At 64.5% G+C, this 23,404-nt stretch carries 28 protein-coding genes, 1 tRNA gene and 2 riboswitches (1 of these 31 running past the window's edge); of the genes, 16 read left to right on the top strand and 13 right to left on the bottom strand.

Translation table 11 applies throughout. The features are described from left to right. Positions 1–445: extracellular solute-binding protein (locus tag IYW40_RS09670; protein ID WP_196400444.1), on the bottom strand; the 445-nt coding region annotated here is incomplete at its 3' end. Positions 446–549: 104 nt separating this feature from the next. On the opposite strand from IYW40_RS09670, the gene IYW40_RS09665 reads away from it, so the two are divergent. After that, entirely contained in the window at positions 550–1,023 is a 474-nt protein-coding gene (locus tag IYW40_RS09665) for an MmcB family DNA repair protein (protein WP_196400443.1), read from the top strand. Positions 1,024–1,028: 5 nt separating this feature from the next. Here IYW40_RS09665 and IYW40_RS09660 read toward each other — a convergent pair whose 3' ends face one another. The 7 genes from IYW40_RS09660 to yajC are packed head-to-tail and all read right to left on the bottom strand — an operon-like array spanning position 1,029 to position 7,604. Continuing rightward, positions 1,029–1,622, bottom strand: a complete 594-nt coding sequence (locus tag IYW40_RS09660; protein ID WP_029651700.1) for an ActR/PrrA/RegA family redox response regulator transcription factor — start codon at positions 1,620–1,622, stop codon at positions 1,029–1,031. A 59-nt stretch (positions 1,623–1,681) separates the two neighbouring features. Beyond that, a complete protein-coding gene (locus IYW40_RS09655; protein ID WP_196400442.1) occupies positions 1,682–3,016 on the bottom strand; it encodes an ActS/PrrB/RegB family redox-sensitive histidine kinase in 1,335 nt (444 codons plus the stop codon). Positions 3,017–3,052: 36 nt separating this feature from the next. Then, on the bottom strand, positions 3,053–3,892 hold the full coding sequence (locus IYW40_RS09650) for a phytoene/squalene synthase family protein (RefSeq protein WP_196400441.1): 840 nt from the start codon (positions 3,890–3,892) through the stop codon (positions 3,053–3,055). Between the two features lie 4 nt (positions 3,893–3,896). After that, complete coding sequence (locus IYW40_RS09645) at positions 3,897–4,274, bottom strand: Mth938-like domain-containing protein (protein WP_123176343.1); 378 nt, start codon at positions 4,272–4,274, stop codon at positions 3,897–3,899. Then, positions 4,271–5,338: a protein translocase subunit SecF gene (gene secF, locus IYW40_RS09640; RefSeq protein ID WP_196400440.1), complete on the bottom strand. Its 1,068-nt coding sequence runs from the start codon at positions 5,336–5,338 to the stop codon at positions 4,271–4,273. The genes IYW40_RS09645 and secF overlap by 4 nt, the downstream gene beginning before the upstream one ends. Before the next feature lie 13 nt (positions 5,339–5,351). Further along, entirely contained in the window at positions 5,352–6,944 is a 1,593-nt protein-coding gene (secD, locus tag IYW40_RS09635; protein ID WP_175094398.1) for a protein translocase subunit SecD, read from the bottom strand. 36 nt (positions 6,945–6,980) lie between these two features. After that, positions 6,981–7,604: a preprotein translocase subunit YajC gene (yajC, locus tag IYW40_RS09630; RefSeq protein ID WP_232366027.1), complete on the bottom strand. Its 624-nt coding sequence runs from the start codon at positions 7,602–7,604 to the stop codon at positions 6,981–6,983. A gap of 233 nt (positions 7,605–7,837) precedes the next feature. Here yajC and IYW40_RS09625 point away from each other — a divergent pair, with 233 nt between their 5' ends. Both IYW40_RS09625 and IYW40_RS09620 read left to right on the top strand, forming a co-directional pair. After that, positions 7,838–8,113 (top strand): hypothetical protein, encoded by a 276-nt coding sequence (locus IYW40_RS09625; protein ID WP_196400439.1) that lies wholly within the window; start codon positions 7,838–7,840, stop codon positions 8,111–8,113. Positions 8,114–8,363: 250 nt separating this feature from the next. Then, on the top strand, positions 8,364–8,783 hold the full coding sequence (locus IYW40_RS09620; RefSeq protein WP_196400438.1) for a hypothetical protein: 420 nt from the start codon (positions 8,364–8,366) through the stop codon (positions 8,781–8,783). Between the two features lie 10 nt (positions 8,784–8,793). On the opposite strand, the gene argE is transcribed toward IYW40_RS09620, so the two are convergent. Both argE and apaG read right to left on the bottom strand, forming a co-directional pair. Beyond that, the gene (gene argE, locus IYW40_RS09615; RefSeq protein ID WP_196400437.1) at positions 8,794–9,951 is read right to left on the bottom strand and encodes an acetylornithine deacetylase; all 1,158 of its coding nucleotides are present in this window, start codon (positions 9,949–9,951) and stop codon (positions 8,794–8,796) included. A gap of 9 nt (positions 9,952–9,960) precedes the next feature. Then, entirely contained in the window at positions 9,961–10,353 is a 393-nt protein-coding gene (apaG, locus tag IYW40_RS09610) for a Co2+/Mg2+ efflux protein ApaG (RefSeq protein ID WP_014889499.1), read from the bottom strand. A gap of 189 nt (positions 10,354–10,542) precedes the next feature. On the opposite strand from apaG, the gene IYW40_RS09605 reads away from it, so the two are divergent. The 6 genes from IYW40_RS09605 (at position 10,543) to IYW40_RS22085 (ending at position 15,176) form a co-directional block, all read left to right on the top strand. Further along, the gene (locus IYW40_RS09605) at positions 10,543–10,908 is read left to right on the top strand and encodes a hypothetical protein (protein WP_196400436.1); all 366 of its coding nucleotides are present in this window, start codon (positions 10,543–10,545) and stop codon (positions 10,906–10,908) included. A gap of 148 nt (positions 10,909–11,056) precedes the next feature. Then, complete coding sequence (locus IYW40_RS09600) at positions 11,057–13,642, top strand: TonB-dependent receptor (RefSeq protein WP_196400435.1); 2,586 nt, start codon at positions 11,057–11,059, stop codon at positions 13,640–13,642. A gap of 129 nt (positions 13,643–13,771) precedes the next feature. Then, positions 13,772–14,167, top strand: a complete 396-nt coding sequence (locus tag IYW40_RS09595; protein WP_246720739.1) for a DUF2946 family protein — start codon at positions 13,772–13,774, stop codon at positions 14,165–14,167. 114 nt (positions 14,168–14,281) lie between these two features. Continuing rightward, the gene (locus tag IYW40_RS09590) at positions 14,282–14,509 is read left to right on the top strand and encodes a hypothetical protein (RefSeq protein ID WP_196400434.1); all 228 of its coding nucleotides are present in this window, start codon (positions 14,282–14,284) and stop codon (positions 14,507–14,509) included. Positions 14,510–14,513: 4 nt separating this feature from the next. Beyond that, positions 14,514–14,933, top strand: a complete 420-nt coding sequence (locus IYW40_RS09585) for a hypothetical protein (RefSeq protein ID WP_196400433.1) — start codon at positions 14,514–14,516, stop codon at positions 14,931–14,933. A 111-nt stretch (positions 14,934–15,044) separates the two neighbouring features. After that, entirely contained in the window at positions 15,045–15,176 is a 132-nt protein-coding gene (locus IYW40_RS22085) for a hypothetical protein (protein ID WP_281432875.1), read from the top strand. 9 nt (positions 15,177–15,185) lie between these two features. Here the strand turns inward: IYW40_RS22085 and IYW40_RS09580 are convergent, their stop codons facing one another. Next, entirely contained in the window at positions 15,186–16,391 is a 1,206-nt protein-coding gene (locus IYW40_RS09580) for an O-succinylhomoserine sulfhydrylase (RefSeq protein WP_196400432.1), read from the bottom strand. Between the two features lie 76 nt (positions 16,392–16,467). Next, positions 16,468–16,546: riboswitch (SAM riboswitch) on the bottom strand. 100 nt (positions 16,547–16,646) lie between these two features. On the opposite strand from IYW40_RS09580, the gene IYW40_RS09575 reads away from it, so the two are divergent. The 6 genes from IYW40_RS09575 (at position 16,647) to gluQRS (ending at position 22,128) form a co-directional block, all read left to right on the top strand. Beyond that, a complete protein-coding gene (locus tag IYW40_RS09575) occupies positions 16,647–17,747 on the top strand; it encodes a 2'-deoxycytidine 5'-triphosphate deaminase (protein ID WP_196400431.1) in 1,101 nt (366 codons plus the stop codon). 4 nt (positions 17,748–17,751) lie between these two features. Beyond that, positions 17,752–18,753, top strand: coding sequence for a c-type cytochrome (locus IYW40_RS09570; RefSeq protein WP_196400430.1), 1,002 nt, complete (start codon positions 17,752–17,754; stop codon positions 18,751–18,753). 280 nt (positions 18,754–19,033) lie between these two features. Beyond that, positions 19,034–19,108: transfer RNA gene (locus IYW40_RS09565), tRNA-Gly, on the top strand. Between the two features lie 104 nt (positions 19,109–19,212). Beyond that, a complete protein-coding gene (aroA, locus tag IYW40_RS09560; RefSeq protein WP_196400429.1) occupies positions 19,213–20,559 on the top strand; it encodes a 3-phosphoshikimate 1-carboxyvinyltransferase in 1,347 nt (448 codons plus the stop codon). Beyond that, complete coding sequence (gene cmk, locus IYW40_RS09555; RefSeq protein ID WP_196400428.1) at positions 20,556–21,185, top strand: (d)CMP kinase; 630 nt, start codon at positions 20,556–20,558, stop codon at positions 21,183–21,185. The genes aroA and cmk overlap by 4 nt, the downstream gene beginning before the upstream one ends. Further along, positions 21,167–21,267: riboswitch (S-adenosyl-L-homocysteine riboswitch) on the bottom strand. Its footprint overlaps the gene before it by 19 nt. Then, entirely contained in the window at positions 21,265–22,128 is an 864-nt protein-coding gene (gene gluQRS, locus IYW40_RS09550) for a tRNA glutamyl-Q(34) synthetase GluQRS (RefSeq protein ID WP_196400427.1), read from the top strand. Its footprint overlaps the riboswitch before it by 3 nt. Positions 22,129–22,139: 11 nt before the next feature. On the opposite strand, the gene IYW40_RS09545 is transcribed toward gluQRS, so the two are convergent. Further along, positions 22,140–22,337, bottom strand: coding sequence for a type II toxin-antitoxin system VapB family antitoxin (locus tag IYW40_RS09545; protein ID WP_196400540.1), 198 nt, complete (start codon positions 22,335–22,337; stop codon positions 22,140–22,142). A 395-nt stretch (positions 22,338–22,732) separates the two neighbouring features. On the opposite strand from IYW40_RS09545, the gene IYW40_RS09540 reads away from it, so the two are divergent. Then, positions 22,733–22,999 carry a phosphopantetheine-binding protein gene (locus IYW40_RS09540; protein WP_196400426.1) on the top strand — a complete coding sequence of 89 codons (267 nt, stop codon included), beginning with the start codon at positions 22,733–22,735 and terminating at the stop codon, positions 22,997–22,999. A 47-nt stretch (positions 23,000–23,046) separates the two neighbouring features. On the opposite strand, the gene IYW40_RS09535 is transcribed toward IYW40_RS09540, so the two are convergent. Next, a protein-coding gene (locus IYW40_RS09535; protein ID WP_196400425.1) for a M23 family metallopeptidase crosses the window boundary here: on the bottom strand, positions 23,047–23,404 show its final stretch. The gene runs 1,658 nt beyond the window's last position; only the last 358 of its 2,016 coding nucleotides appear in the window; the start codon falls outside the window, past its right edge; it ends in the stop codon at positions 23,047–23,049.

The raw sequence follows: 23,404 nt of genomic DNA, 5'->3' as shown, positions 1-23,404 counted from the left end.
TCGGCTTGCCAAGCCGCTCCTGGACCTTCGCGACATCGTAAGCGACGCCCGTCGTGTACCACATGTAGTTGATGGCGTAGCGGTTGCCCGGATCGAAACGCGAAAGTCTGGAGTCGATCTCGGGCCAGACATTGCGCGCGTTGACAAGCTTGCTTCTGTAGATCGGCTGCAGCACGCCGGCTGCGATCTGCCGCTGGAGGAACGTCGCCGACGGCACGACCACATCGTAGCCGGTGTCGCCGGCAAGAAGCCGCGCCTCGAGCATCTCGTTCGAGTCATAGGTGTCATAAATGACTTTGATTCCGGTCTCTCGAGTGAAGTCCTCGAGCACGCTCGGATCGATGTAATCGCTCCAATTGAAAATGTTGACGACGCGCTCTGCGCCCAGGACGGGCGATATTGCGGCGACGAGCGAGAGGAGGCATGCGAGAAGAAGCCGTTTCATGCGCCAAGCCTGTAGTGGATCAATGGGGCGAACCTATCACGGTTGCGCGCGCTTTGGCGACGCGCCATGCTGGGTGGAGCGGGCGACACGCCAGCGGAGATAATATGACCGCGATCCTCACAGATGGCGCGACGTCGCTCGAAAGCCGCGCCGACATGACCAGATGCGTGGCCCGCGGCGCCCGGCGCTATCTGAGGGCCTGCGGATTTTCGGTCGTTTGCGAAGCGCCCCTGCCGAATGGTCGACGCGCCGATCTCATCGCGCTCGCATCTGACGGGGTCCTGCGCATCGTCGAGGTCAAGTCGAGCTACGCGGATTTCCGCGCGGATCTTAAATGGCCGCAGTATCGCGGCTTTTGCGATCGGTTCTATTTCGCGATTCCCGCATCGCTCGATCCGGCGGTTTTTCCAAATGATGCGGGCTTGATCGTCGCGGACGCCCACGGGGCGCTACTGACGCGCGAGGCGCCGGCTTTCCCCCTCGCGCCCGCTCGTCGACGCTCGATGCTGTTACGCTTCGCGGCGATGGCGGCGGACCGTTACTGCCTGCTGGCCTTCGGCGACGAACAGGCGAATTAAAGCCGTCAGCGGGGCGCGCGCTTGGCGAGAATGCGTTGCAGGGTCCGGCGGTGCATGTTGAGCCGCCGCGCCGTCTCCGAGACATTGCGGTCGCAAGACTCGAAAACCCTCTGGATATGCTCCCAGCGCACGCGGTCGGCGGACATGGGATTTTCTTGAGCGTCGGGTTTATCGACCTGCGTCGCCATCAACGCGTGATAGATTTCGTCGGCGTCGGCGGGCTTCGCCAAATAGTCGAAGGCGCCGAGCTTAACCGCGGTCACCGCGGTCGCGATGTTGCCGTAGCCGGTGAGGATGATTCCGCGCGCGTCGGGACGTGACGTCTTCAGCTTTGAGATGACGTCGAGGCCATTGCCGTCGTCAAGCCGCATGTCGATGATGGCGAACGCCGGTGGGTTCGTTTCAAGGGCGGCAAGACCCTCGGCGACCGTTTCGCAGGGCGTCACCAGGAAGCCGCGGGCCTCCATCGCACGCGTCAATCTGCCAAGAAACGGCTTGTCGTCATCCAGGATCAGCAGTGAACGATCCTGTGGCAGCGCTGGAACTTGCTCAGGTTCCGAGACGCCTTCTCGATCCGCCTTCAATTCTTCGGTCGACATCGTGCGTTTCCAACCCTGATTTTTGTCAAATCTAGCTTATCGCCAGCGTCGCGTCGATTCTATTTGTCCTGTTGGGGAAGCCTTGGCCTGGCCGCGGCGGGCTCGAGCGCGGCGCGCGGCCAAGTGATTTTAGCGATCGCGCCAGTGCGCGGCGGAGAAACATTCATTGTTTCGACTGTAGCGCCCGAGCGCTCCAACAGGGTTTTGGCGATGAAGAGGCCGAGGCCAAGCCCTGACTCGGCATCGTTTTTCGTGCGCCGTTCGAGCGGCCGCCCCCGCAGATACGGGTCCCCGAGACGATCAAGAATGTCTGGAGAGTAGCCGGGCCCGTCGTCCTGAATGACGATCGTCACGTAGCTTGAACTCCACCAAGCGTCGATCTTCACGCGTGAATGGGCGAAGTCCATCGCGTTTTCGACAAGGTTGCCCAGTCCATAAAGAATCGCTGGATTGCGCGCCAGCACCGGCGGGTCGGAGGGACCATTTTTGGAAATTTCGACCTCAACGCCGATCTCACGCTGCGGCTCAACCACTTCCTGGATCAGCGTGTCGATCGACAGCAGATTCATCACGCTGCTCTGGTCCGTTGCGCCAAGCGAGGCCAGCTTGCCCAGTATCTCCCGACAGCGCGCCGTCTCCTGCGCTAGAAGCGCGAGGTCGTCGCGCAGCGCCGGCGCATTCTCCGGCAGGGAATTCTGCAATTCTTTGATGATCAGCGTAATGGTCGCGAGCGGGGTGCCAAGTTCATGCGCGGCGGCGGCGGCGAGGCCGTCGAGTTGCGAGAGGTGCTGCTCGCGCTCGAGCACCAATTCCGTCGCCGCGAGCGCGTCGGCCAGGAGCCGCGCCTCGTCTGACACCCGCGCGGCGTAGATGCCGATGAACGCCGCGCTGAGCGCGAGCGCCGCCCAAACGCCGGTGCGGTAGAGGAGGGGGAAAGTCAGTTTTTCGTCGGCATACCAGGGCAAAGGATAATATTCGACCGTGAGCACCGTCGCGACCGCAATCATGACGATGCCGAGCAGCAGCGTCAGGTTGCTCGGCAGCGACACCGCCGAGATGATCACCGGCGTCAAAAACAACATCGCGAAACTGTTCGTCAGCCCGCCGGTGAGATAGAGCAGAAATCCCAGCTGGATGATGTCGTATCCCAGCAGGACGGCGGCCTCGACGTCGCCAAGGCGGAAACTGCGCGGCGTGCCGAAGCGCATGCCGATGTTGAGCGTCGCCGACGCCGTGATGAAGACGAAGCAGAGGCCGACGGGAAAATCGAATCCCAGAACGAAATAGACGCCGATACATGCCGCCGCCTGACCGGTGATGGCCACCCAGCGGAGCATGAGCAGCGTCTCCATGCGCAGGCGCCGGGCGTCATAATCATATGCGACAGTTGTCATTTCAGTAATTCCATGGAGCGCTGCTTCCGGCGCGTGTCACAATCCCACGCCGCGCGACGCGCGCCAGATGCGCCACTGTCGCCGCAGCGGCGAGGGTTCGCCAAGCGGGCGAAACGGATCGTAATCGCTTCGCGCCAGCTGCTCCAGATAAAGTGGAGCGGTGGCGCACGGGAGCAGCGCGGCGCGGGCGGGTCCGAGATCCACGGCCAGCCGGCGCGCCAGCTCGTAGTGGGACTGCGCCAGCGCGTGCCATTTCTTCACGATCGGACCAAGCTCGCTGCGCCGGCCTGAGGCTCCGCCGTCATGCGTGAAGGCCTCGTCCGGCAGGAATTTCTCCTGTTGGGAACCCTCAGGTAGAGCGCGCAAGATGCGCGTGAGGCCGAGCGCGACTCCCGCCTCATCGAAAGCCCCCGCCGACGGCGCTTGAAGATCAGCGCCGAGAATTCGCGCCGCCCAGCGAATCGGGGCCGACGCCGTAGCGCGGCAATAGTCTTCGAGCGCCGTCCAAGTCGGCATCGCGTCATCGTAGAGATCAAAGATATGCGCCTGCGCCAGCGCGACGAATTCGCTGCGGGGCAGGGAGAATCGCTCAATCGTGTCGATCAGCGCGTCGGCCACGGGATTGGCGCGCACGCCTTCGCCTTGCGCGGCGTCGGCCTCCAGCGCGTCGAGCCACCACTGCAGCCGCATCTCGCCGAGCAGCGGTTGCGTGACCTTGCCGCTGACGTCCGCCGTTTCCTGGGCGAAGGCATAGAGCGCATGAATGTGCGGGCGCGCGGCCTGGGGCGCAAAGAGACAGGCGAGCCAGAGGTCGCGATCACGCGCGCGCAGAAGTTCCTCGCATTGCACATAATGCTCCCGCGAGGCGGCGCTCATGATGTCACACGGCGATCAGCAGCGCGCCGACGCGCCGATTCTCGTCGACGAGAACATTGTAGGTCCGCACGGCGGCTCCCGTCGCCATGGTTTCGCAACCGACGCCCGCCGCGCGCAGCTTCGCACGCAGGCCGCCGGCAAGCGGCAACAAATCCTTCCCGGTGCCGACGACAAACACGTCGAGGCCGCCGCTTTCGGAAAGCGCGCTATCGATCATCGAGTCGTCGATCTCCGCGGCGCTGGTCAGAGGCACGGCGCGCACGCCGGAGGGCAACGCGAGAATAGAGCCGCGGTGGGACATGTCGGCGAAGCGGAAGCCGCCGCCGCCATAGTCATCGATTTTGTGACGGCCGGGAACATAGCCGCCGGACCCGCCCGTCAAGCCGGCCTCGTCTTGGCGCGTTTGCCGGACGCCTTCCGAGAGGGCGCGGGCGTCCTTTCGGCGGACTTCGTCGGCGCGGAGACCGGCGCTTCCGCAACGTCCTCGCGCGCCGAAACTGCTGCGTCGGCCTTGCGCTCCGTCTCGTGCTTGTGCGCCGCCTTGTCGGCGTCTTCATTGCGCAGCCCGAGATAGATCAGCATCGGCGAGCAGATGAAGATTGACGAGTAGGTCGCGACGAAAATGCCCCAAATCATCGCGACTGAGAACGAACGGATCACCTGGCCGCCGAAGGCGACGAGCGCAAACAGCGCAAGCATCACCGTCGTTGCGGTCATGATCGTGCGCGGCAGGACGGCGTTGATCGACATGTCGACCATTTGCGCTGTCGGCAGTTTCTTGTATTTGCGCATGTTCTCGCGAATTCGGTCGAGCACCACCACTGTTTCGTTCAGCGAGTAGCCGACGATGGTCAAGATCGCGGCGATCGATGTGGTGTTGAATTCGAGCTGCGTGATCGAGAAAAAGCCGACGGTGAGCAGCAGATCATGCATCGTCGCGATCACGGCGCCGATCGCGAATTGCCATTCAAAGCGGAACCAAAGATAGGTCAGCACCGCGATGATCGACAGTACGACGCCGAGCGTGCCGGACTGCACCAATTCGTTTGAGACGCGCGGGCCGACGACTTCGACGCGGCGCAAATCATAATATCCGCCGACGGCGCCACGCACGCGCTCCACCGCCGCCTGCTGGGCGACGTCGCCGCCCGGCTGCAGACCGAAGCGCAATGTGGCGTCTGCCGGATTCCCGAACGCCTGCACCTCGATGTCGCCCAGCTGGAGGCCTTCGCCAAGCGTGCGCAGCGTGCCGACTTCCGCGGCGCCGGATTTCGCGCGCAGTTCGATCACCGTGCCGCCGGCAAAGTCGATGCCGAAATTCATGCCCTTGAAGACGAAGAGGGCGACCGCGATCAGCGACAGCACAGCCGAGAATGGATAGCTCACGCGGCGGAACCGCATGAACGGGAACTTGGTGTTCTCCGGAGCGAGGCGCAGAAGTTTCATAAATGTCGCCCCTTTAGATCGGCAGTTTCGTCGGCCGCGCGTAATGATACCAGACGGCGATCATCATGCGCGTCATGGTCACCGCGGTGACGATGGTCGTCAGAATGCCGAGCGCAAGCGACACGGCGAAGCCGCGCACAGGTCCCGAGCCAAGAAAATAAAGGATCGCCGCGGCGACGAACATGGTGACGTTGGAGTCGACGATGGTCGCGAAGGCGCGCGTGAAGCCCGCGTCGAGCGAGGCGAGGATCGAGCGCCCGGCGTGATTTTCCTCGCGTATGCGCTCGTAGATCAGCACATTCGAATCGACCGCCATGCCGATCGTCAACACGATCCCGGCGATGCCCGGCAGCGTCAGCGTCGAGCCGAGCAACACGAGTCCGGCGAAAATGAAGGCGATGTGCACAAACAGCGCGAGATTGGCGAAGACGCCAAAGACGCCGTAGGTGACGAGCATGTAGACGACGACGAGGCCCGCGCCGACATAGGCGGCGCGTTTGCCGGCGTCGATCGAGTCCTGGCCGAGTCCCGGACCGACGGTGCGCTCTTCGACGATGTTGAGCTTCGCCGGCAGCGCGCCGGCGCGCAGCAGGATCGCAAGATTGTTCGCCTGTTCGACGGTGAAGCGTCCGGAAATCTGGCCGGAGCCGCCGGTGATCGGCGTCAAGATGCGCGGCGCGGAAATGATCTTGTTGTCGAGGATGATCGCGAAGAGGCGCCCGACGTTCTTGGAAGTCACTTCGCCGAAGGCCTGGGCGCCGCGGATGTTGAAGCGAAAATTGACGACCGGCTCGCCGCTTCTTTGCTGGTCGAATCCCGGCTGCGCGTCCGTGAGATCTTCGCCCTTGACCATCACCTGCTTCTCGACGCCGAGCTTGCCTTCCTGTTCGACCTGATCGAGTTCCTCGACTTCCGACGGATTCTGGCCGGGATCGGCGACGAGGCGGAATTCGAGCTTCGCGGTTTTGCCGAGAATTTCCTTGAGCGTTTCGGGGTCTTGAAGGCCCGGCACCTGCACCAGCACGCGGTCGTCGCCCTGACGCTGAATGCTCGGCTCGCGCGTGCCGAGGGCGTCGACGCGCCGCCGAATGACTTCGATCGATTGCTCGACGGCCTTGCGCGACTTGTCCGTGATGCCCGCGTCGGTGACGGTCACGCGGATGAGGCCGTCCGGCGACGCCTCGACGTCGAGCGGCGAAGGCCCGCCCATGAGAGCGCCGCTGAAGCTGTTGCGCAGCTGCCGCAATTTTGGAAGGACTTTCTCTCGATCCGCAGGGTCGGCGACGCGCACCTGTACGCCGCGCGTGGTCGTTCCGATGCCGCCGGAGATGGCGACCTTTTCTTCACGCAGGATTCGGCGCACGTCGTCGCGGAGATTTTTCACCTGCGTGCTGATGAGATCCGCCTGATCCACTTCGAGCGTCACATGCGAGCCGCCCTGCAGGTCGAGCCCGAGCACGATGGTCGGAGGCGTAAGCCAGGCGGGCAGGCGCGACTTCAGCTCTTCATAATGGGACGGCGACAACATGCTCGGCGCGACGACAAGCACCGCAGCGACAGTCATCGCCACAATGGCGAGAAATTTCCAGGTCGAGAATCGCAGCATTGTCCTGCTATCGGCTAGTGATCGAAAGGATCCGCGTCAGCTCTGCGAGCCGGATCCGGCGTCTCCGGGCTTGCTGTCGCCCGCCTTGCCGTTGCCGGTCTTGACGTCGCTCGACTTGGTTTCAGCAGACTTCGCCGACTTTCCGCCGCCTTTGGCGCCGCCAGTCTTGGCGGTCGGCGGCGTCTCCTCCCTTACGGGTTCGCCCTTGGCGCGCACTTCGGCGACGGCCGTGCGCAGCATGCGCACCCGCACGTTGGGCGCGATCTCGACCTCGATTTCAGCGTCGTCGATGGATTTCGTCACCTTGGCGACGATTCCGCTCGTGGTGACGAGCGTGTCCCCGCGTCGGACGTTGCGCAGCTGCGCGAGCTGCTCCTTCTCGCGTCGGGAGCGCGGGCGGATCACCAAGATGTAGACGATGCCCATCACCACGAAGATGGGAATAAGCTGCCCGAGCATCTCCGGCATGGTCGGAGGCTGGTGCGCTTCGGGCGGCGTCTCGACAGCTTGACCCGTCTGGGTGGCGGTCGGCGGATGTGGCGGAGTTGGCGACGCCGGCGTGGAAGGCGCCGTCGGCTGCGCCGGCGGGCTCGCAGGCGTCTCGGCGGCAGGCGGTGAGGGCGTCTGGGCTTGGGCCAAAGCGTCCGGGATCAGCTTCATCGCGAAAATCTCTTTAAAGGGCTCGGAGCCCGACGCGGATTATTTCCAAGCGCCGAACGGGCGCGGACTATAGCCGGTCACTTCACGAAAGCAATGGCGCGCGGCCGACTTCACGTGATGCGCGCGCATAAGCGCGAGCAACCGAATGTGCGGCCACGCACCGCCCTTCGCCGCTGGAGAGCATAGTCAGTGTAAGGCGCCTTAAGGGCGTCTGTGTTGTCAGGAGAAAAATCATGTTGAAGAAACTTTCCTACGCCGCGCTTTTGGCGGGAGCGCTCATTGCCTCTTCCCCCGCCGCCGCAGGCGGTCATGGCGGTCACGGCGGTCATGACTGGCATGGCGGCGGCGGGGGCCATGGCGGCCATGGCTGGCATGGCGGCGGCGGCGGCTGGCATGGTGGTTGGCATGGCGCCGGTTGGCACGGCGGCTGGGGCCACGGCGGCTGGGGCGGTTACGGCGGCGGCGGCTGCTGGCGCTGGTGGTACGGCCAATGGCATTGGGCGTGCTGACCGCTTCGAACCGAGCAGGCGATCTAGCCTCTTCGGCGGCGGCCGGAGAGCCCTCTCGCTTCGCGAACGCTAGGGCCACTCGAACCGCTGTCGCCGGGCGATGCGCTTTCGCGAGTCCCCCAGTTGCGGCGCCGGAGAGGGATCGCTCGCAAATTGTACAAACGACGCCACATAGACCTGTGGGGTCATGCCTCAGCCCAAGCCTCCGCCGAACCGCGGATCGCTGAGCCATTCAACGGAAGGTGGAGTCATGTCAGCTTTCAAGAACATTTCTGTGGTCGCGGCGCTCATCGGCGCGCTGGCGATGCCCGTTACGGCCGGCGCCGCTGGAGGCGGGCAGGGCGGCGGCGGCGGTAAAGGTGGAGGCGGCTGGGGCGGCGGCCAAGGCGGAGGCGGCGGCGGCGGTCAAGGAGGGGGCGGCCAAGGCGGTGGCGGTCAAGGCGGCGGCGGTCAAGACGGCAATATGGGCGGCGGCCAGGGCGGCGGCGGCAAATGGGGCGGCGGCGGCCATGGTCCCCACGGCGGCTGGGGCGGTCACCACGGCGGTTGGGGCGGCGGCGGGCGCCATGGCGGCGGGCGTTGGTGGCGCGGGCGCTGGTGGGATTACGGCGTGGGCCGTTGCTGGCGCTGGCATCCCTACCGCCAGACCTGGGTGTGGGTCTGCGGCTAACGCTGGATACTTACGCGCGAAGTTGCTGCGCGAGGCCGCGTAGGAACTCAAGACAGGCTGCCAGTTCGGCGATGTCGATAAATTCGTCGGGCTGGTGCGCCTGGTCGATGCGTCCAGGGCCGCAGACGACGGCAGCCACGCCCGCGCGCTGAAACTGACCGGCCTCAGTCGCATAAGGGACGGCGACCGTCCCATTGCGCTTGGCGAGCCGCAGCGCCAGGGTCTCCGCCTCGGAGCCCGGCTGCGGCGCGAGCCCCGGCACCTGATTCTCAATCGTGGTCTCAATGCCGGCGTCGGGAAAGCCGACGAAAATCGTTCGTCTTAGAGCCTCGCAATAGGCTTCCAGCCGGTCGTAAGCGAAATTCGGCGGCGCGCCGGGCAACGCTCGAAACTCCCACTGGAATTCACAGTCCTTGGCGACGATGTTGCGCGCCGTTCCGCCGTGAATCACGCCGACGTGAATGGTCGAGAAGGGCGGATCGAAGCGCCCGTTCGGATCGCCGGCGGCGCGCAACTCCTCGCCGAGACGTTCCAGCTCGCACACGAGTTTGCAGGCGACATGCACGGCGCTGACGCCGCGATGCAGATTGGCCGAATGGATCTCGAAGCCCCGCACGCGCGTCACATAAGTGGCGACGCTCTTATGCGCGTCGGCGACCTCCATCGACGTCGGCTCGCCGACGATCACGGCTGAAGGGCGCGGCAGGTCGGCCCCGAACCGCGCGATGACGTCGAGAGGGCCGAGACAGGTGGTCTCCTCGTCATAGCTCAAGAGAATGTGAATCGGGCGAGACAGCCGCGCCGCCTTGAATTCGGGAATCATCGCCAGGCAAGCGGCGTCGAACCCCTTCATGTCCACCGCGCCGCGCCCATAGAGTCGCGTCGCGTCGCGCCGCAGCGTGAACGGATCGGCGCTCCAGGCTTGCCCGGCGACCGGCACGACATCTGTGTGGCCGGACAGGAGCACGCCGCCGTCAGCGTCGGGGCCGATCGTGACGAAGAGGGCGGCCTTATCGCCGGAGGCGTTCGGCGCGCGCACGAAGCGCACCTCCTGTTCGCGCAGGTAAGCTTCGACGAAATCGATCAGCGGCAGATTGGATTTGGAGCTCACCGTGTCAAAAGCGACCAATCGGGAGAGCAGGTCGATCGCGCCTTCGATGCGGTCCATCTCGCCGGCCTAATTCAGGGTCGGACGCGACAGCGGGCTGTCGAGCGAGAAAGCGGGCACTTCGACGTCGAAGGTTTCGCCGGCGTCGGTGATCATCCGATAGCTGCCCTGCATCATCCCCGACGGCGTGGCAAGCGGACAGCCTGAGGCGTAACGAAACGTCTCCCCAGGCTCCAGCACCGGCTGTTCGCCGACGACGCCTGGTCCGCGCACTTCCTCGCGGCGGCCGTTGGCGTCGATGACGATCCAGTGGCGCGACAAAAGCTGCACTCGAACGCGCCCGAGATTGGCGATCTCGATCGTATACGACCAGAAGTAGCGATCCTGGTCGGGGTCTGAGCGATCCGGCAGGAAGTCGGGAAGCGCCGTGACCTGAATGTCTCTGGTGATGGAGATGTACATGGATGCAAGATTAGAACGGGCGCCAGCAAAGTGAAACGTTTTTGATTGGGCAATGATCGGCGCGAGAACGATCACAGACTGTGGCTCAATAGCCACACCAACGGCTTTTCGGACTCATTTCGTCGCGCCGCGCTATCCGCGATGCAGTGACTTGTAAATAGTAGGTTGTCAGTTTTGACCGGAATCAAAATGCGGCTCACGACGCTTCGCACCCTGTTGCTTATCCTGGCCATGGTCGTCCAGACCGTCGCCGGCGGAGCCGGGCTGGCGCGCGCCGCTTCGATCTCTCCCGAAGAGACGCTCGCAGCTCATTGCGAGCAGGTGCGCGCAGGCGAACAGTCCGCGCCCAACGATCGGCTTGGCCATCGGCACAACTGCCAATCCTGCCTCTTATGTGGCGAACCGCCGCCGGCCTGGGTTTCGCTGGCCTCGGATTATGTTGTGGCGCTGGGCGAATATGCGCTGATCGACGCGCCCACATATGCAGTGCGGTCGCTCTCCGAGCGATCATCGCGCGCGCATTGCGCACGGGCGCCGCCCTTCTCTCGCGCCTGAGACCGCTGGCGCGCGCAAGAGCGCGCAGTCCGGGTTCTCGCCGCTGCTCGAAGCAGCCTCCACGTCACAGGTCCGCGTGCGCGTTGCATCCAACGTTGCGGCCGCTCTCCCTTAAGCCGACTGGAGTCGGCTCCCAAGGAATACCGTCATGATCCGTCGTTCTCGCCTCCTCGGAGGAAGCTCTTTCGCCGTAATCAGCCTACTCGCCCCGTCGGTCGCGGATGCGCAGCAGGCGCTTCCCACGATCAGCGTCGGCGGCGTCCGCGGCCCTGTGCGGCCGGGTCCTGTCGGCAGACCCGTTGGCGGACAGGGTCGCGTCACCACCGCGGCGCCTGCGCCGGGGCCTGCTTTGGCGGATCGTTACGCGGAGCCAACGCCAGCGCCGTTCAGCCGCACCTTGCCGGCGAACATTCCGGCGGTCGTCGAGAGCAGGACGCGCAAAGAGATTCAAAAAACCACGAATATCATGACCTCTTCCGACGCGTTCAGATATATGCCGTCAATTCTCATTCGCGAGCGCTACATCGGCGATCGCAACGCCATCGTCTCGACGCGCACCACGGGCACCATTCAGAGCGCGTTGGTGCTTGTCTATGCCGACAATGTGCTGCTCTCGAATCTGCTCGGCAACAGCTTCAACTTCGCGCCGCGCTGGGGCATGGTTTCCCCCGCCGAAATTTCGCGCGTCGATGTGATGTACGGGCCGTTCTCGGCGCTTTATCCGGGCAATTCGATCGGCGCCGTGCTGACGATGACGACGCGCATGCCGGACGATTTCGAGGTCCACGCCATGGGCACCGTGGCGGTGCAGCCGTTCAGCCTCTACGGCAGGAAAGAACTCAATCTCGGCGGCGTCACAAACATCCTGGTCGGCGATCGCATCAACGACTTCCGTTATTGGGTCGGCTATGAACACCTGGACAATCAAGGACAGGCGCAAACATTCCCCGGCACCTTTTTGACGCCGGGCACAGGTTCGGCGTTCTCTGGCGGCTTCCAGGACTTCGACCAACAGGGTCGTCCGCGCATCATTACGGCGGCGGCTGGCGCCGATTATGTCCAAACGGATTTGGCGAAGGTCAAAGTCTCTTATGACATCTTGCCGCTTCTGCGCGCCAAATATCAGGTCGGCTTCTGGACGCTGAACAATACCACCACCGTCGAAAGCTTCATTAACGACAAGAACGGCATGCCGATCTACAACACCCAGAACGGGCGCGTGCAGCTTGGCCCGTATTCCGTCACGCCCGGCGGCGTCAATCCCGGGCACGGCGCCGCAAATCACCTGATGCAGGCGCTCGAGCTCAGACAGGACACTGGCGGCGTCTTCGATTTCGATTTGTCGGCGACGTCGTTCAACTTCCTTCGCGATTTCACCAACAATGCGCAGTCCTACGGACCGCGCGTCAACGCTGCGGGAACCGCCTATAACGTCGATCCGCGCGGGCTGAACACCAACAATGGCGGAACGTTCTGGCGCACCGGCGACGCGCGCTTCATCTGGCGCGTGCCTTACGACATTCTCGGCAAGCATGAAGTGTCGTTCGGCGCCCACGGCGATCTTTATTCGTTGGCGACCAAGCAGACTAGCACCGTGTCCTGGCCCAATAATTACTATATGGGCATCCAGGCGTTGAACTTCGGCAAAACCGAGACCAAAGCCCTCTACGTTCAGGAAGTCTGGCGGCCGCTGCCGGACTGGAAATTCACCGCCGGCGGTCGCGGCGAGTGGTGGCGCGCCTTTGGCGGCATGAACGGCACTGGGGGGTTCGCCAACGCGTCGAACCCTGCGGGCCAGGCGATCGTCGGCCTTCCCTTTAGAGCCGCGAACATCACCTATTTCCCGGATTCCTATAAGGGCGCTTTCTCGCCGAAGGCGGCGCTCGAATATTATTTCACGCCGGAACTCTCCTTGCGCGGCTCGATCGCGCGCGCCTATCGCTTTCCAACAGTCAACGAATTGTTCCAATCCCTGTCGAGCCCAAGTTCGGTGATCATCAACAATCCAAATTTGCAGCCTGAAATCTGCACCTGTTACGATCTGACCGGCGAGTATCGGAAGATCGACGCGTTCGGCGGCGCGATCGGGCTCTTCAATCCGCGCATCAGCCTGTTTCTTGACGATCGCTGGAACGCCATCGCTAACCAGACCACGCTCTCCATTTTCGGCACCCAGGTCTCGCAAAACGCCAACCTCGACAAGGTGCGGTTTCGCGGCATCGAGGCGGCGGCGCATATGAAGGACATTCTCGTTCCGGGACTGGATTTCGAGGGCGGCCTGACCTTCACCGACGCGAAAATTCAGACCAATCTGTCGAGCGGCAATCTCAACAGCATTCTCTTTGCCGGCAATCAGTTCCCGCGCGTCCCGAGAATTCGTTTTCGCGGCGTCGCGAGCTACAGCCCCAATCCCGACATGTCGTTCGCCCTTGGCGCGCGCTACTCGTCCCCGGCGTTCGTCACCTTTGCGAACACCGACTTCAACCACAACAATTACGGCAGTGTGGACAGTGAAATCCTCGTCTTCGATATGAAGGCGAGATACCGGCTCGAGCCGAACTGGTGGCTGTCCGTCGGCGTGAACAACATCGGCCGCTGGAAGGCCTATGTGAATCCCAATCCCTATCCGCAGCGCACCTTCTTTATCGCGCTCAACTATGACTTCGGCGGTCCGGACGGATCGGGCGTAACGATCGACCGGGGTGGTTCCGGAGGCACGTCGGCGGTCAGGTGATCCGCCAGGGCGTTCCGAGCGTGCGATCGTCCTGCTGAGACGCTTTGCCGCGGCGAGGCGGTCGCCCCAAGATTAACTTGTCGTGGCCTTCGCTTTTTGCTTACATCAATGCGCGCATGTGAATTCCGCATGCGCGCCGATTCCAAGGCTCGAGACTTTATGCGTCGTAACTGGCTGACAGTTCTGCTGTTCGCGCTCGCGCTGACCGTTCAGGCCTTCGCGCCTGCGGCGGCGCAGGTCGCGTCGCGGCTGGGCGCCGGCGACGCCGTCAGCGAATTTTGCTTTACCGACGTCGCCTCGAGCGACCGATCGCAGGCGCCAGGCCACGCAAAGGCCCACCGCGACGTCTGTTTGTTTTGTCAAAACCATTGCGATGGCGTCGCGCCGCTGGCCGCGCGCGTCATTCATCTCGGCAAGGCGCCCGTCCAATGGACAGCGCTTGATTGGACGGTGGCGGACTGCGCCCTGCCGACCCGCCTGCAGGATTTTTCCCGACAGGCGCGAGCGCCTCCCGCCAACTCCTGATCCTTCGCACGCTGCCGCGCCGCTTTGCGCTCTCGCCCGGACTCCGGGCGCGCGCAGCATCGGGCGCAGCTTAAGGACAACGCCGCGCCAAAGCGGCGGATCGGGAGTGAGCCCATGTTTCGTAAACGTAGCCCGAGCGGCCGGGAAAGCGTCGTCGCCGGCGCGACGCTGGAATCCCTCATCGAGCGGGAGCGCGCGCAGCCGGGTCATGCGCCTGGCATGGCGGCGCTCGCCGCCATCGTGCCGACGCCTCTGTGGCGTGGAAATGACCAGCGCGTCATCCGCCTCATCGACCTCGAACGCCGCGCGAGATTCTCGCGGCCTTTGACCGACGCGACCTGAACCAATGTCTCCGTCGGCGTTCTGGCTCGCATCGCTGCATCGTGTGCGCGCGAGGCTTGGCGCGAGGCTTGGTGCGATTCTGCTGTTCTCGGCGGCGTCGCTCTTTGCCGTCGCGCCGCTCGCGCGCGGCGTCGCCGAGTCGGGCGTCGGGGGGCGTCTCATCGCTCAACTCTTTATCTGTTTCGCGCCGGGGGCCTCCCAACCCGGCGCGCTTGCGGGGCGGCTGGGCCCCAAAGACGATCGCTCCGCCTGTATCCTCTGTCAGGCGTTTTGCAGCGGTCTAGCGCCTCTCGCGGCGCGGCCCGGCCCGATCGGCGCGACGCCCGTCCCGAGCTTCAAGCTCGCGCGGACGGTGGCGGACTGCGTCGCGCCGACGCCCCGTCCCAGCCCGGCGCACCGCCCGCGCGCCCCGCCGGAGGCCTAGTGCTGCATCGCAATTGGCCTGCGTCGGCGTCAACTCTCTTCTCCCGCCGCCGCCGCGGGCCGCCACTTGAACTGTCCGAATTCGCCGTGAAGGCTTTCCGAGGGCATGCTGATGAACGAACTGATCACGGGCGTCGTGCTTGAGACGCTTTGCGCCATACTTGCCGTGTCCTACTTCGTCGCCGAATGCGCGATGCAGGAGGCGAAAATTCCCGCCCGCCGCAAGAGGCGGCCCGGCGCGTAGCCGTAAAGCTCAGGCGCGCGCGGCGGCCCACAGACCGCGCGCGAGATCGTCAACGAGATCGTCGGCGTCCTCGAGGCCGACCGATAGACGCAGCAAGCCGTCGCCGATGCCGAGAGACGCGCGCGCTTCCGGCGTCAGCCGCTGATGGGTCGTCGTCGCCGGATGGGTGATGAGGCTCTTGGCGTCGCCGAGATTGTTGGAAATCTTGATCACCTCCAGCGCATTGGCGAGACGGAACGCCGCGGCCTTGCCGCCCGCCATACTAAAGCTCACCAGCGTGCCGCCGCCCGACATCTGGCGGCGCGCCAGATCGGCCTGCGGGTGATCGGCGCGGAACGGATAAAGCACGCGGCCGACAGCCTTCTCTTCCGCCAGAAAGTCGGCGATCTTGGCCGCGCTCGCGGTCTGCTGCGCGACGCGCAGCGGCAATGTCTCCAATCCCTTCAGCATCACCCAGGCGTTGAACGGCGACATCGCCGGACCGGTCTGGCGCAAGAAATTGTGTACGCTCTCTTCGATCAGCGCCTGCGAGGCCAAAATCACGCCGCCGAGACATCGACCTTGCCCATCGATATGCTTGGTCGCGGAATAGACGACGACGTCGGCGCCAAAGTCGAAGGGCTTTTGCAACAGCGGCGTCGCGAAGACATTGTCGACCACGAGCTTCGCGCCGGCCTCATGCGCAATGTCGGCGATCGCCTTGAGGTCATAGACTTCGAGCCCGGGGTTGGTCGGGCTTTCCAGGAAGAAGAGCTTCGTCTCAGGACGGACGGCCGCCTTCCATTGTTCGAGGTCGGCGCCGTCGACGAGCGTCGAAGCGATTCCCAATCGCGGCAGGAGGTCCTCGACGACATAGAGGCAGGAGCCGAACAGCGCGCGCGCCGAAACCACATGGTCGCCCGCTTTGAGCTGCGCGAGCAGGCTCGCGGTCACCGCCGCCATGCCGCTCGCCGTGGCGCGGGCCGCTTCCGTACCCTCCAGAAGGCACATGCGCTGCTCGAACATCGCCACGGTGGGGTTCGAAAAGCGCGAATAGATGAAGCCCGGCTCATCGCCTTTGAAGCGCGCCTCGGCCGCCTCCATCGTCGGATAGGCGAAGCTCTGCGTGAGGTAGAGCGCCTCCGACAATTCTCCGAAGGAAGAGCGCTGCGTCCCGCCATGCACGAGTTGCGTCGCGGGTTTCAGCGGCCTGCGGGGCGGGGCGTCGGCGGACATTGGTTCTCCCTCGGCGCGAAGGCGCGCCATTCGCTTGATGCGCGCCGAACGGCGCTGCTACGCAAAAAGCGGGCTTCCTTAGGGAGACCCGGCCTTTTAGCGCGTTGTTTTTCGTGGCGGCAAGCCGGCCGGCTCAAATAACCACGTGCGCTTATAGAGGCCAGAGGGACCTCAGCTGTCAACAGCTTCGGCTTGAAAGGCGACGCGATTTGGCGCTTATGCCAGCGCGAGGAAAGGCGACGGGGCGATAGAAGAATGGGCGGCGTGCTTTCCAGCCGGCAGATTCAGGCGATGGCCGAGGCCGGTCAGATCCGCCTCGCCGCGCCATTGGCGCATGGGCAGATTCAGCCGGCCAGTCTCGATCTGCGGCTCGGCCCCAAGGCCTATCGCGTGCGCGCCAGTTTTCTGCCGGGAAAGCGGCGCGGCGTCGACGAGCTCCTCTCCGCGCTCAAATATGACGAGATGTCGCTTGAAGGCGACGGCGCCGTGCTGGAGCGCGGCTGCTTCTATGTCGTGCCGCTTCTGGAAAGCCTGGCGCTCGGCGACGCTGTCCTCGGCGCCGCCAATCCGAAAAGCTCGACGGGGCGCCTCGATATCTTCACGCGGCTGATCACGGATCGGGGCGACCGCTTCGACGAGGTCGCCCCCGGATATCACGGCCCGCTCTACGCCGAAGTGTCGCCGCGCAGCTTTTCGGTGCGCGTCCGCACCGGCTCGCGATTAAACCAATTGCGTTTTCGCGCGCATGCGCAGAGCGAATCGCATGGCGGGACGCTCGGCGACGCGGCGCTCGCCGAACTGCATCGCGCATCGCCGCTCGTTGACGGGCCGCTCAATTTGCGCGACGGCGTCGTGCTGCGGGTCGCGCTCGACGCCGACGCGTTCGGGGGAATCATCGGCTATCGCGCGCAAAAGCACACCGACGTGATCGACGTCGATCGGATCGGCGCCTATCGCATCGACGATTATTGGGACCGTCTGCCGTCGCGCGACGGAAGGCTCATCCTCGATCCGGGCGATTTCTACATCCTCGCTTCGCACGAGCGCCTCGCGATTCCGCCCGATTTCGCCGCCGAAATGGCGCCGATGGATGCGGCGATCGGCGAGTTCCGGGTGCATTACGCCGGCTTCTTCGATCCCGGCTTCGGCGCCGGCCCCGATGGGCGACCGGGCGCCCGCGCCGTTCTCGAAGTGCGCTCGCGCGAAGTGCCCTTCATCCTCGAAGACGGCCAGTTCATCGGCCGCCTCGTCTATGAACGCATGGCCGAAACCCCAAAGGCGCTTTACGGCCAGAGCGGCGTATCGAATTATCAGGGGCAGGGGCTCAAGCTCTCGAAACATTTCATGGCGGAGTGATCTTATGCGCAAGGCGCTTACTGGCGGCGCGCTCTTGGCGCTCTTGGCGCTCGGGTCTTCCGTCGCCGCGGAAGAACTCGGCGCATCGAGCGCGAAATTCTGGTCGGTTCCGCAAGTCGACGCGCTGCCTTACAACGCGCATGGCGAGCTTGTCCGCAAAGGGCGCGATCTCATCACCGCGACCTATTCCCATATCGGGCCTGACATGCCGGAACGCGCGCAGCGCTACGCTGGGAACAATCTCGCCTGCGGCAATTGCCATCTCGACGCCGGCGTGAAGAAATTCGGCCTGCCGATTTTTGGCCTCGCCGAGGATTTCCCCGCCTATAGCGCGCGCGCGGGCGCGCAGATCACGCTGCAAGAGCGCATCAATTCCTGCATGACGCGCAGCATGAACGGCCGCCCCTTGCCGGTTTCATCCGCGCCGATGCGCGCCATCGTCGCCTATATTCAGTTTCTCTCGACCGGCGTGCGCAAGGGGGAGAAGCTCTCGGGCCTCGGCGCGGGGACCGTGCCGGAGCTTGACCGCGCCGCCGATCCGATGCGCGGGCGCGATATTTATCAGGCGCGCTGCATCGGCTGCCACAACGTCGACGGCGCCGGCGTGCAGAACAGCCTGCCAGGCCTTGGCGCCGGCTACGCCTTTCCGCCGCTCTGGGGCGCGGACAGTTTCAACGACGGCGCCGGCATGGCGCGGCTGATCACGGCGGCGACTTTCATTCATTCCAACATGCCGGACGGCGTCGATTATCTGCATCCGCGGCTCTCCCCGGAAGAGGCCTGGGACGTCGCGGCGCTGATGATCTCGAGGCCAAGGCCGCATCGCGCCGGGCTGGAAAAGGATTTTCCCGACCTTCTGCAAAAGCCGATCGACTCGCCTTACGGCCCCTATGCGGACGGCTTCTCCGAGGAGCAGCACAAGTTTGGGCCTTATGGGCCGATCCGCGCGAAGCTGAAAGAGATCGAGAAGCAGAAGGGGGAGGCGAGGAATCCGAATGTGAAGTGATGCGGGGAGGAACGCTTTTCCCTCACCCTCATGCTGAGGAGGCGCCCGCAAGTCGCGGTTTACCCGACTTGCGAATTTAATGTCGATCTCGGGCAGGCCCGAGATCGAAGGAGCCGTCTCGAAGCACGAGGGAGAGGTAAAATTTGCGCCAGAAGGGCTTTCCTCGTCCTTCGAGACGCGCCTGCAGCGCTCCTCAGGATGAGGAAGCCCTTCTGCCTCCAGTCTGCACTGAAGCCGCGCCGTTGAAACGGGCGGCCTCCCGCGTTACACAAGGGAGCGCGCGGGCGTAGTTCAGAGGTAGAACGTCAGCTTCCCAAGCTGAATGTCGTGGGTTCGATTCCCATCGCCCGCTCCAATTTCGCGCGCTGCGAAAAAATCCCGCCGGTCGCCGCCTGTTGAGCATCGTCGCCAAAAGTGCGAAGCGGTTGGCGATTGAATCGCGCTCGACCGAAAGCGACTATGCCGCACGCCGCCCATGCTCACGTTCCCGCCGCGCCGCTCAGCGCCCATAAATCCGGGCCGCTTGCGGGCCGGGTGCGCCCGCCGGGCGATAAATCGGTGTCGCATCGCGCGCTGATCTTCGGCCTGCTCGCCATCGGCGAGACGAAGATCGAAGGGCTTCTCGAAGGCGAGGACGTGCTGCGCACCGCGCAGGGCTGCCGCCAGCTTGGCGCGAAGATCCTGCGCCATGCGGACGGGCGGTGGAGCGTCTGGGGCGCGGGGCTGGGTTCGCTCCTGCAGCCGACCGAGACGCTCGATTTCGGCAATGCCGGCACCGGCTCGCGGCTGATGATGGGCGTCGTCGCCGGCCATCCGATTCTCGCGCGCTTCGACGGCGACGCCTCGCTGCGCAAGCGGCCGATGAAGCGCATTCTCGATCCCCTGGCGCTGCAGGGCGCCCAGGTTCTGGAGCAGGCCGAAGGCGGCCGCCTGCCGCTGGTGCTGCAAGGATCGAGCGAGCCCTTGCCAGTCGAATACAAGACGCCCGTCGCTTCGGCGCAGATCAAATCCGCGGTCCTGCTCTGCGGACTGAATTCGCCGGGGCAGACGACGGTGATCGAGGCCGAAGCGTCGCGCGATCACACCGAAAAAATGCTCGCGCATTTCGGCGCCAAGGTCATGAGCGAGCCTCATGGCCCGCATGGCCGCAAGATTACGCTTGAAGGGCGCCCGGAAATGACCGCGCGGGAGGTGCGGGTTCCCGCCGATCCGTCATCGGCGGCTTTTCCGCTCGTCGCCGCGCTGATCGTCGAGGGCTCGGACATCGTCATCGAAGGGGTGATGACCAATCCGCTGCGCAGCGGTCTGCTGACGACGCTGCAGGAAATGGGCTCCGATGTCGCCTTCGAGAACAGGCGCGAGGAGGGCGGCGAAGAGGTCGCCGACATTCGCGCGCGCTTCTCGCATCTTGCCGGCGTCGACGTGCCGGCGGCGCGGGCGCCCTCAATGATCGACGAATATCCGATCCTCGCCGTCGCGGCCTCCTTCGCCAAGGGTGAGACGCGGATGCGCGGGCTCTCCGAATTGCGCGTGAAGGAATCGGATCGTCTCGAGGCGGTCGCCGCCGGGCTTAAAGCCAATGGCGTCGACTGCGAGATCATCGATGACGATTTGATCGTGCGCGGCGGCAGGGTCGCCGGCGGCGGCATGGTCGAGACGCATCTCGATCATCGCATCGCCATGAGCTTTCTGGTCATGGGGCTCGCGGCCGAGAAGAAAGTCACTGTCGACGATGAGACGATGATCGCGACGAGCTTTCCGGCGTTTCGCCCGCTCATGGAGCGACTCGGAGCGCGCTTCTCGTGAGCTTCGTCATCGCCATCGACGGCCCCGCGGCGTCGGGGAAGGGCACCCTGGCGCGACGCCTTGCGGCGCATTACGGCCTGCCGCATCTCGACACGGGGCTGCTCTATCGCGCGACGGCCTGCGCGTTGCTGGAGGAGGGCCTCCCGCTCGACGATATCGAAGCCGCGGTCGTCGCCGCGCGCAGCCTGTCGCTCACTGATTTCGACGAAAGGCGGTTGCGCGCGCGCGACATGGGCGAGGCGGCGTCCGTCGTCGCGGCCATGCCGGCGGTGCGCGCGGCGCTCGTCGACATGCAGCGGGGCTTCGCGGCGCGGTCGGAAGGCGCCGTCCTCGACGGTCGCGACATCGGCACGGTGATCTGCCCCGACGCGAAGGTGAAGATTTTCGTCACCGCGGCGCCGGAGACGCGCGCCACCCGCCGCGCTCTGGAGCTTGCGCGCGCCGGCGAAGACGCCGACTACGCCGCCATTCTCGAGGATGTAAAGAAGCGCGACGCCCGCGACAGCGCCCGCAGCGCCGCGCCCTTAAAGGCGGCCGCCGACGCGGTGACGCTCGACACGAGCGACCTCGACATCGAGGAGGCTTTCGCGGCCGCGCTGGGAATCGTGGAAAAGGCGCGACGTTGAAGTTTCGTCATTGCGAGCGAAGCGAAGCAGTCCAGGCATTGGTGGGCGGCTGGATTGCTTCGTCGCTGCGCTCCTCGCAATGACGTCGGGGGAGACAGCGGATAGCCAGCGCGTCTTCCGCTTCGCGCCGTCGCCCAATGGTCATCTGCACCTCGGCCACGCCTATTCAGCGCTCCTCAATTTCGATCTCGCGCGGCAATGCGGCGGGCGTTTCCTGTTGCGCATCGAGGATATCGATACGGGCCGCGCGCGGAATGAGTTTGAAGCGGCGATCTATGAAGACCTCGCCTGGCTCGGGCTTGAATGGGAGGCGCCCGTGCGGCGCCAGTCCGAACATTTCGACGATTACGCGCGGGCGCTGGAACGGCTCGACGACAAGGGGCTGCTTTATGCCTGCGATTGCCGGCGTTCGGACATCGCCCGCGCCGCCGTTGCGAAGCCGAATTGTCCGCACGACCCCGATGGCGCGCCGCTTTACCCTGGAACCTGCCGCGACAAGCCGCGACGTGGGGCGCGCGAGGTCCTAACGCAACGCGGCGTCGCGCTGCGGCTCGATATGCGTAAGGCGGCCGCTCTGGCGGGGCAGGGGCTCTCGTGGCGCGAATTTGACGCCGGCGACATTGTCGCCGATCCGGCGGAATGGGGCGACGTCGTCCTTGCGCGCAAGGATACGCCGGCGAGCTATCATATCGCCGTCGTCGTCGACGACGCGCTGCAGGGCGTGACCGACGTGGTGCGCGGCAAGGATCTGTTTGAGGCGACGAGCCTGCATCGCCTGCTGCAACGCCTGCTCGACCTGCCGGCGCCGAATTATCGGCACCACGGCCTCGTTCTGGACGAGAAGGGCGAGAAGCTTGCGAAAAGCGTCGCTTCGACGGCGCTGCGGGCGCTGCGCGCGGAGGGCTGGACGCCAGCCGACGTGCGTGCGCGAACAGGGTTATAGAGTCGTAGATTCTACTTTGCGGGCATTCGCCGTCTCCGAGCCCTTCGAAGATGTGATTCCGAGCCGCCGAGTCGCGCTAGCCTTCGTGCGCTTTCTCGCTCGATAAGCGCCTTGAGCGCTTCGCGGACCAGCGCGGATTTTTCCGTAAGTCCGGTGAAATCCTGGGCCTTGGCCACGAGCTCATCGTCGAGCGCGATCGTTGTGCGCATGTGTGCTCCCAACTGAGACGCACAGAAAGAGCATCGTTTAATGCCGGTAACAATGCCGACGCCGATTCTCCGCAGAGCAATCGGGTGAAGGGCTTCCTCATCCTGAGGAGCGTGCGCAGCACGCGTCTCGAAGGACGAGGAAGCCCGTTTTCGCGATTTTTCCTCACCCTCGTCCTTCGAGACGCCACCTTCGATCTCGGGCCTGCCCGAGATCGACATTAAATTCGCAAGTCGGGGTAAACGCGACTTGCGGGCGGCTCCTCAGGATGAGGGTGAGGAAAACAATCCTTCTCCCGATCGCCCTGCGGTTCTCCGTGTGCGTCGGCGCACGAACATTTTCTCGGGCTCCGGGTAGCTTTCGATCATTGAGTTCCAAAGCGGCAAGGGAGAGCGAAATGTTCGAGACGATCCAAAGCCTGATCGATCAGGAAGCCCAGATCTGCATCCCAGCGAGCCATCTGACGCCGCGCGCCAATCTCTATGAATTGGGCATGACGCCCTATACGGCGATCCGCCTGCTGCTCGCGATTGAGCGCGACTTTCGCGTCGAATTCCCGCGCGACTCGCTCAACCGCCGGACGATGGCGACGATAGAGAATATTGTCCGCGGCGTTCGCGCCGCCCAGTTCGCTCCCGCCTACGAATGGCTCCAGGCGGCCTAAGAAAGGTCGTTTCGGGCCAGGCCGGAGGCCGCAACAGAGATCGAAGCTTACCGGGCCTGACGAGTCGCCACTTTGGCGCTGTTGTTCGGCGCCTTCGCCATCAGCGAGTCAATGCGATCGCGCTCTTTCCTGAATTCTGCGAGAAGCCGGCCCTCGATCTCGCGCGTGCGCGCCAGCTTGACGCGCATCGGATCGACGAAATGGCCATTGACCATCACCTCATAGTGAAGGTGCGGTCCGGTCGACAATCCGGTCGAGCCCAGGAAGCCGATCACCTGGCCCTGTTTGACCCGCATGCCTTCCTTCACGCTGCGCGCAAAGCCTGACATGTGATTGTAGGTGGTGATGTAGCCGTTGGCGTGCTGGATCTCGACGCGCCGTCCATAGCCCGAATCCCACTGCGCC

The sequence above is a fragment of the Methylocystis sp. H4A genome (assembly GCF_015709545.1).
Classification (GTDB): Bacteria; Pseudomonadota; Alphaproteobacteria; order Rhizobiales; family Beijerinckiaceae; genus Methylocystis; species Methylocystis silviterrae.
This window is presented reverse-complemented; position numbering and strand designations above follow the sequence as displayed.

Coding starts and splice junctions, on each gene's coding strand:
- IYW40_RS09650 (WP_196400441.1), bottom strand. CDS start 3,892: ATGAGCGCCGCCTCGCGGGAGCATTATGTGCAATGCGAGGAACTTCTG.
- yajC (WP_232366027.1), bottom strand. CDS start 7,604: ATGAAGCTGATCCCGGACGCTTTGGCCCAAGCCCAGACGCCCTCACCG.
- IYW40_RS09540 (WP_196400426.1), top strand. CDS start 22,733: ATGTTCGAGACGATCCAAAGCCTGATCGATCAGGAAGCCCAGATCTGC.
- IYW40_RS09575 (WP_196400431.1), top strand. CDS start 16,647: ATGGGCGGCGTGCTTTCCAGCCGGCAGATTCAGGCGATGGCCGAGGCC.
- IYW40_RS09655 (WP_196400442.1), bottom strand. CDS start 3,016: ATGACAACTGTCGCATATGATTATGACGCCCGGCGCCTGCGCATGGAG.
- gluQRS (WP_196400427.1), top strand. CDS start 21,265: ATGACGTCGGGGGAGACAGCGGATAGCCAGCGCGTCTTCCGCTTCGCG.
- aroA (WP_196400429.1), top strand. CDS start 19,213: ATGCCGCACGCCGCCCATGCTCACGTTCCCGCCGCGCCGCTCAGCGCC.
- IYW40_RS09665 (WP_196400443.1), top strand. CDS start 550: ATGACCGCGATCCTCACAGATGGCGCGACGTCGCTCGAAAGCCGCGCC.
- IYW40_RS09570 (WP_196400430.1), top strand. CDS start 17,752: ATGCGCAAGGCGCTTACTGGCGGCGCGCTCTTGGCGCTCTTGGCGCTC.
- IYW40_RS09625 (WP_196400439.1), top strand. CDS start 7,838: ATGTTGAAGAAACTTTCCTACGCCGCGCTTTTGGCGGGAGCGCTCATT.
- IYW40_RS09605 (WP_196400436.1), top strand. CDS start 10,543: ATGCGGCTCACGACGCTTCGCACCCTGTTGCTTATCCTGGCCATGGTC.
- apaG (WP_014889499.1), bottom strand. CDS start 10,353: ATGTACATCTCCATCACCAGAGACATTCAGGTCACGGCGCTTCCCGAC.
- IYW40_RS09545 (WP_196400540.1), bottom strand. CDS start 22,337: ATGCGCACAACGATCGCGCTCGACGATGAGCTCGTGGCCAAGGCCCAG.
- IYW40_RS09600 (WP_196400435.1), top strand. CDS start 11,057: ATGATCCGTCGTTCTCGCCTCCTCGGAGGAAGCTCTTTCGCCGTAATC.
- IYW40_RS09590 (WP_196400434.1), top strand. CDS start 14,282: ATGTTTCGTAAACGTAGCCCGAGCGGCCGGGAAAGCGTCGTCGCCGGC.
- argE (WP_196400437.1), bottom strand. CDS start 9,951: ATGGACCGCATCGAAGGCGCGATCGACCTGCTCTCCCGATTGGTCGCT.
- secD (WP_175094398.1), bottom strand. CDS start 6,944: ATGCTGCGATTCTCGACCTGGAAATTTCTCGCCATTGTGGCGATGACT.
- IYW40_RS09660 (WP_029651700.1), bottom strand. CDS start 1,622: ATGTCGACCGAAGAATTGAAGGCGGATCGAGAAGGCGTCTCGGAACCT.
- IYW40_RS22085 (WP_281432875.1), top strand. CDS start 15,045: ATGAACGAACTGATCACGGGCGTCGTGCTTGAGACGCTTTGCGCCATA.
- IYW40_RS09585 (WP_196400433.1), top strand. CDS start 14,514: ATGTCTCCGTCGGCGTTCTGGCTCGCATCGCTGCATCGTGTGCGCGCG.
- IYW40_RS09580 (WP_196400432.1), bottom strand. CDS start 16,391: ATGTCCGCCGACGCCCCGCCCCGCAGGCCGCTGAAACCCGCGACGCAA.
- secF (WP_196400440.1), bottom strand. CDS start 5,338: ATGAAACTTCTGCGCCTCGCTCCGGAGAACACCAAGTTCCCGTTCATG.
- IYW40_RS09595 (WP_246720739.1), top strand. CDS start 13,772: ATGCGCGCCGATTCCAAGGCTCGAGACTTTATGCGTCGTAACTGGCTG.
- IYW40_RS09620 (WP_196400438.1), top strand. CDS start 8,364: ATGTCAGCTTTCAAGAACATTTCTGTGGTCGCGGCGCTCATCGGCGCG.